The following is a 5,785-nucleotide window of genomic DNA, read 5'->3' as shown; positions in this document are numbered from 1 at the left end:
CGTTTTGCTTTCATTTTGTGTGGTTTAGTTTGGGTTCAAGACCCGCGCCCGACCACCACAATCAAAGCTTAACCCCTGGCCCGAATTTCGGGGTCCGCCTCAATCCTTCCCGCAGGATCAGCTCTTCGGCGCTCTCATCCAGCTCTACGCGAACGTGGCTGCTGCGTCTCGCAGCAGGCCGTGCTAGTGGCGTCTCGCAGCTAGAACTTTCTTCCCTCTTCACGGCCCTCACCCCCTCCAGCCTCTCATTCAACTCTGCCATCAGCTTCCCAAGAATCTCCCGCGCTGTCTCCAGCCCCAGCGGTTTGAAATGCACCACCTTCGTCAGTCGTCGATCGGATCAAGCGTCGGCACGGGCAAATTTCATTCCCGCACGGCGAAAGGGGCTCCGGCCGCGATTTTGCGCGGAGGTCACATCGTTGAGCTTGGCAAGGTGTCGCCGGGCGGGCACTTTCTGAGCATGTTTGATTCAGCGCGTTATGACGGCCGCATGCCTTACCGGCGTTGCGGCGATTCCGGCCTTTTGCTCCCCGCTATTTCGCTGGGGTTCTGGCACAATTTCGGCCACGTCGATGATTTCCAGGAGGCCCGCCGCATCATGCGCCGCGCCTTCGACCGCGGGGTGACTCACTTCGATTTGGCTAACAACTACGGCCCGCCTCCGGGATCAGCCGAGGAAAATGTCGGGCGCATCCTGGTGGAGGATTTCGCCTGCCACCGCGACGAGCTAATCATCACCACCAAGGCCGGCCACGACATGTGGGAGGGCCCCTACGGCCAGAAGGGCTCGCGCAAACATCTGCTCGCCTCGCTCGACCAGTCGCTCAAGCGCCTCCGCCAGAATTACGTGGATGTGTTCTACTCGCACTGCCCGGACCCGGACACCCGGCTTGAGGAGACGATGTCGGCGCTGGCCACAGCCGTCAGCAGCGGCAAGGCGCTCTACGTCGGCCTTTCGAAATACCCGCTCAAACGGCTCAAAAAGGCCGTCAAGATCCTCAAGGACATGGGCATCCGCTGTCTGGTCTATCAACCGCCTTACTCCATCCTCAACCGCTGGCCGGAAAGCGAAGGGATTCTCGATTACCTGCTGGACGAGGGAATCGGCTGCGTGGTCTTCAGCCCGCTCGCCCAAGGCATGCTCACGCCGAAATACCTCGACGGCATTCCGGAAGGTTCCCGCGCCGCCCGCGCCGAGGGATTTCTCCAGGTCGAGCAGGTCGCCGCGCAGCAGGAAAAAATCCGCGCCCTCGGCGACCTCGCCGCCGCCCATGGCATGCCGCTCAACCACCTCGCCATCCAGTGGTCGTTGCGCTCCCCCGCCGTCACCTCGTCGATCATCGGCGCCCGCACGGTGGCGCAGTTGGACGACTCGCTCGACACGCTCCAGTCGCCGATGCCGGATGAAGGGCTGCTCGCCGCCATCGACGCGATCTCCCCGGGCGCGAAGAAAAAGCATGCGGAAGGCTGATTTCCCGCTCTACTCCCCGCCATGACTTGGAACGACACCTTTCTCGCCCTCTTCGACCGCCGCATCGCCGCCTTCCAATCCGGCGACTTGGATTTCGAAAATTATTACAGCTCCGACGACCTCGTGTTCCTCGCGAGTATCGGCTGCCAGCCGCGCGAGTTTTTCGACTTCGTCGAGGATTTCTGCGGCGAAGGCGTGCCATCCATCTCGACGGCGCTGCTCGTCGCGGCGGTGCGGCGTGATTATTTCATCGCCGTTCAGAAGCGCCTTCCCAGCGACAAGGTGCTCACCCGCGACGACGTGCCGACCTTCGGCGACGAACTCGAAGGCATGCCCTACCTGCCCCGGCTCATCGCCAAGGGCCGGGCGAAACTCCGCGGCGAGCTCGATCCGGACCTGATGTTCGGCTGCGGCGGCGACCGGAATTTTCTCAAAAACCACGGCGACATCCACCCTGCCGATTTCCTGCGCCAGCTCTGGGCCGCCGGCGACGACGACTTGAAGCTCGCCGCCTGGATCAAAGAGCAGCGCGACTGAGCCGCCGTTTTCACCCAATCCGGGCTTGCCTCAGCGCATATCCCGGCCTATCTCCGCGCACAAATCATGGCTAGCACACCTATCATCAACCTCCGCAAAGGACACGCCGTCCGCCACAACAACGAAGTCTGTCTCGTCATCGACCACGAGCTCAAGACGCCTCCGCGGATGGCTTCCTACGTCCAGATGTCGATCCGCAGCGTCGCGACCAAGAAGGTTTTCAACCTCCGCATGACCTCCAACGACAGCGTCGAGGGCGTCGTCCTCGAGCGCACCCCGCACGAGTATTCCTACAAGGACAGCAGCGGCTACCACTTCCTCGACCCCAACACCTACGAGGACGCCGTCGTCTATGAAGATCTCATCGAAGGTGTGAAAAACTACCTCATCGAAGGCCAGCTTTACAACCTGCTCGTCGCCGACGGCATCGTCGTCGCGGTGGACCTGCCGCTCTCGATGGTGATGACCGTGGCCGAATCCTCGGAAGGCGTCAAAGGCGACTCCGCCAACAACGTTTACAAGCCAGCGGTGATGCAAACCGGCCTCATCGTCCAAGTGCCGCTGTTTATCAACGTCGGCGAGAAAATCAACGTCAAGACCGAGGACAACTCCTATACCGGCCGCGCCAACTGAGGCGGATCCGGTCCTTCCAATCCCACGCCAACGGGCGGTCCTTCGGGGCCGCCCGTTTTTGCGTTTCTTTCGTCAGAACGAAAACAGCGTCAGTAGTTAAGAAAGCCGTAATTTCGCTTGATTCAAACCAAGGAATTTGAAAAAAGCTCGACGTCATGAAGCCAACCCTGCTGTTCGCCACCTTGTCCATGGCTTTTGCCGCCCCCGCCGCGCTTGCGAAATCGGAGTTGGAAACGCTTCGATCGCTTTGCCGGGAACAAGAGCGGCAGATCCGCCAGTTGGAAGACGAAAATTCCAAGCTGCGCTCCGACAACGGCGGCTCGCGCCAGCAGCGGACCACGTCCGCCCCGGTTTTATCCTCCGTCACCAAGACTGAAACCATCGCCAACCCCGCGCCGACGGCGGCCGCGACCTACACGGTCAAAGCCGGCGACAGCCTTGAGAAAATCGCCCGCAAGACCGGCACCAGCCCTGAGAAACTCGCCAAGTCCAACGGCTTGAAAATCAGCTCGGTCATCCAGCCCGGCCAAAAGCTCAAAGTCCCGGGCAGCAGCGCCCCTGCAACTATCGCAGCAGCCCCGTCACCCAAGACCAGCGACAAGACCCACACGGTGCAGTCGGGCGAGACGTTTTCCAGCATTTCCAGGAAGCACGGCGTCAGCGTCGAGGCGCTGGCCGCGGCAAATCCCACCGTCAAGGCCACCGCCCTCCGTCCGGGCCAAGTCATCAAGCTCCGCGCGGACGCCCCGTCCTCTTCGCCGCTTGCCCAAGCCAATACTCCCGATCCGGTTGAAAAGACCCCCGCCGCGGAACCCGCCATCCCGGCCCCCACCCCTGCGATCACACACACCGCGGAACAACCCGCCGTCGAAAAAACGCCCCCTTCCGCGCCCCTCGACAAAAAACTCCACCCGATCGCCGTCGATGCCGAAATGACCTATGGCGACTTCGCCGCCAAACACGGCACCACCACCGATCGGCTCAACGCCCTCAACGGACTCGACCTCACCGACGCCACCATCCTCGCCAAAGGCTCCGAACTCTACGTTCCGGCCGAGTCGTAAGCCCGCGCGGCATGCTTCCGCGTCAGTAGTAGCGGGCCGGTAGCCCGTTGCGATAGGTCACCGAATCCGCGCTGCCGGGCACCCGGAGCCCGTTCGAATTACGGGGACTGGATCTCTCGGAAACCCTGTTTTGATCCGGCGGATGACTCTCGATTTCCATGCGGCTGCGGTTGCTCGGCGCGTTGGTGATCGTCACCGGAGTCCCCACCGCCACGGCATCGAAAAGCAGCGGCACGAACTCCTTCGGCAAACGGATACAACCGTGGGAAGCTGGCTTTCCGGGCTCCGGAATCAAGCCGCCGTGCATCCCCACCCCATACGAAGTGAGCCGCATCCAGTGCGGCATCGGTGCCGGCACGTAAACCATCCCCTCCGGCACCCGGTCGCGGGACCGCGCGTCGCCGTCCGTCACATTTCCAAACTCGTCTTCAATCCAGCCGTAGAGATTGGAATACTTGTCCTCGATCTTCTCGGTGATTTTGTAGTTCCCTGGAGCCGTGCCGTGGCCCTCCTTGCCGGTCGCCACGTAGCACCAACCGATTTCACGGTCGCCGCGTTTGAATTCGGCGATCTGGTCGGTGAGACTGATCCTGACGGAAATCCGGCCCTCCCCCTCGTCGTCATGCCACTGGTACAACACGCGATTCGCCTTCCGATACGGCATCGGCTCACCCGCCACCCCGCAGGATACGGAAAACAGCGCGAACCCGACACTCGACAAAGCGGTCAGGGAAAGGAGCAAAGCGCGCGGGAACATCGGGATTTTAAAAATAACAGGGCTGGCGAATCACCATCAATCTCGCCCCGCCGCCAATTCAATAGTCACGGAATCCCAATGGGTCAAGGCTTCGCACCCTGAGGTTACCCGACCTTCCTCACGTCCCGGCCTTGCACCGCCCGCCATCTTCGCTTAATCACGGCCCACATGATTCGCTTTTCGATCTTCGGCATCCCCGTGGAAGTCCAACCGTTCTTCTGGATTTCCCTCATTATCCTCGGCGGCGCGTCCACCGCGGACACCGCCACCGCCATCCTTGAAATCGGGCTTTTCGTCCTTGCCGGCTTCATTTCCATCCTCGTCCACGAACTCGGCCACGCCCTCACCGCCCGCGCCTTCGGGGCCTACAGCGCCATCACCCTCCAGGCCTTCGGCGGCTACGCCGCCTATTCCGGCGGCCGATTGAACCGCTGGCAAAGCTTCCTCGTCACCGCCGCCGGTCCCGGCATCCAGATCCTCCTTGGCATCGCCGTCTTCCTCCTCATGCGCGTCCTCCCCGAGCTCAGCGACCACGGCGACTATTTCCTCCACACCTTGATCCTCATCAGCTTCTTCTGGGCCATTCTCAACCTCCTTCCGGTCGTCCCTCTCGATGGCGGACAAATGCTCAACGCCCTCCTTGGCCCCGCGCGCATCAAGATCACCCTCTGGACCAGCATCATCGTCGCCATCATCACCGCCGTGCTGATGTTCACCCAAACCGGCTCCATCGTCTTCCCGATCTTCCTCGGCATGTTCGCCTGGCAAGCCTTCCAAGGCCTCAAACAGCACCCCTGAGCGCGATCCCCCACAAGAGGTTTCACCGCAAACCGCCAAGGGACGCCGCGAAGAAATCGCCTCAAAAACATGCCTTTGCGGCCCTCCGCGACCTTTGCGGCTCTGCGGTAAATTCCATTGCCGGCAGGACGTGACCGCCACGGCGAGCCCACTTCACGCTCTCCCACAGTTAGTGGCGACAGCGCAGCAGACATTTCAGCCAACGGAAAAACAGTTCGATGGTCCCTCCCAGTCGATAGATCTCGCACGGCCGCCAACGCAGGTGCAGGCGGATTGCCGACGATATCTTTCATCATTTCGCGCATGACAGCAGCAAGGAGGGGGGCCGAACTTGCGTCGGAAGTCGAGGTCGCGCGAGGACTTGGCGCGGCGCGTGTCGAGCCCGGCGAAAGCCTCCTAAAATCGCTCCAGCAGCTTGAATCCCCGGAGGCGGGAGACATGGCTCAGGTCGGTTTTGGATTTACGCGGCACCGCGAGGATTGTGCCGGCACGACCTAACGGACCATGGCGGGTTTTCGTTGCCGC

General features: G+C 61.7%; 6 protein-coding genes. 5 read left to right on the top strand and 1 reads right to left on the bottom strand.

Going from position 1 to position 5,785, the window contains the following annotated elements; genetic code table 11:
- Positions 1-460 precede the first annotated feature (460 nt).
- The 4 genes from AC4DF4_RS17615 (at position 461) to AC4DF4_RS17600 (ending at position 3,705) form a co-directional block, all read left to right on the top strand.
- Positions 461-1,471: an aldo/keto reductase gene (locus AC4DF4_RS17615; RefSeq protein WP_490049415.1), complete on the top strand. Its 1,011-nt coding sequence runs from the start codon at positions 461-463 to the stop codon at positions 1,469-1,471.
- A gap of 21 nt (positions 1,472-1,492) precedes the next feature.
- Positions 1,493-2,008 (top strand): DUF5069 domain-containing protein, encoded by a 516-nt coding sequence (locus AC4DF4_RS17610; RefSeq protein WP_490049414.1) that lies wholly within the window; start codon positions 1,493-1,495, stop codon positions 2,006-2,008.
- A 66-nt stretch (positions 2,009-2,074) separates the two neighbouring features.
- Complete coding sequence (locus AC4DF4_RS17605; protein WP_488258399.1) at positions 2,075-2,641, top strand: elongation factor P; 567 nt, start codon at positions 2,075-2,077, stop codon at positions 2,639-2,641.
- 155 nt (positions 2,642-2,796) lie between these two features.
- Positions 2,797-3,705, top strand: a complete 909-nt coding sequence (locus AC4DF4_RS17600; RefSeq protein WP_490049413.1) for a LysM peptidoglycan-binding domain-containing protein — start codon at positions 2,797-2,799, stop codon at positions 3,703-3,705.
- A gap of 22 nt (positions 3,706-3,727) precedes the next feature.
- Here AC4DF4_RS17600 and AC4DF4_RS17595 read toward each other — a convergent pair whose 3' ends face one another.
- Complete coding sequence (locus AC4DF4_RS17595; RefSeq protein WP_490049412.1) at positions 3,728-4,462, bottom strand: L,D-transpeptidase; 735 nt, start codon at positions 4,460-4,462, stop codon at positions 3,728-3,730.
- 168 nt (positions 4,463-4,630) lie between these two features.
- On the opposite strand from AC4DF4_RS17595, the gene AC4DF4_RS17590 reads away from it, so the two are divergent.
- Positions 4,631-5,260, top strand: a complete 630-nt coding sequence (locus tag AC4DF4_RS17590; RefSeq protein ID WP_490049411.1) for a site-2 protease family protein — start codon at positions 4,631-4,633, stop codon at positions 5,258-5,260.
- Positions 5,261-5,785 lie beyond the last annotated feature (525 nt).

It is taken from the genome of Luteolibacter sp. (assembly GCF_058122085.1).
The sequence above is the reverse complement of the archived record's forward strand: the minus strand, read 5'-3'. Positions and strand labels throughout refer to the sequence as shown.

Excerpts from the sequence above, each read along its gene's own strand:
- AC4DF4_RS17615 (WP_490049415.1), top strand. The coding sequence starts at position 461 with ATGTTTGATTCAGCGCGTTATGACGGCCGCATGCCTTACCGGCGTTGC.
- AC4DF4_RS17610 (WP_490049414.1), top strand. The coding sequence starts at position 1,493 with ATGACTTGGAACGACACCTTTCTCGCCCTCTTCGACCGCCGCATCGCC.
- AC4DF4_RS17605 (WP_488258399.1), top strand. The coding sequence starts at position 2,075 with ATGGCTAGCACACCTATCATCAACCTCCGCAAAGGACACGCCGTCCGC.
- AC4DF4_RS17600 (WP_490049413.1), top strand. The coding sequence starts at position 2,797 with ATGAAGCCAACCCTGCTGTTCGCCACCTTGTCCATGGCTTTTGCCGCC.
- AC4DF4_RS17595 (WP_490049412.1), bottom strand. The coding sequence starts at position 4,462 with ATGTTCCCGCGCGCTTTGCTCCTTTCCCTGACCGCTTTGTCGAGTGTC.
- AC4DF4_RS17590 (WP_490049411.1), top strand. The coding sequence starts at position 4,631 with ATGATTCGCTTTTCGATCTTCGGCATCCCCGTGGAAGTCCAACCGTTC.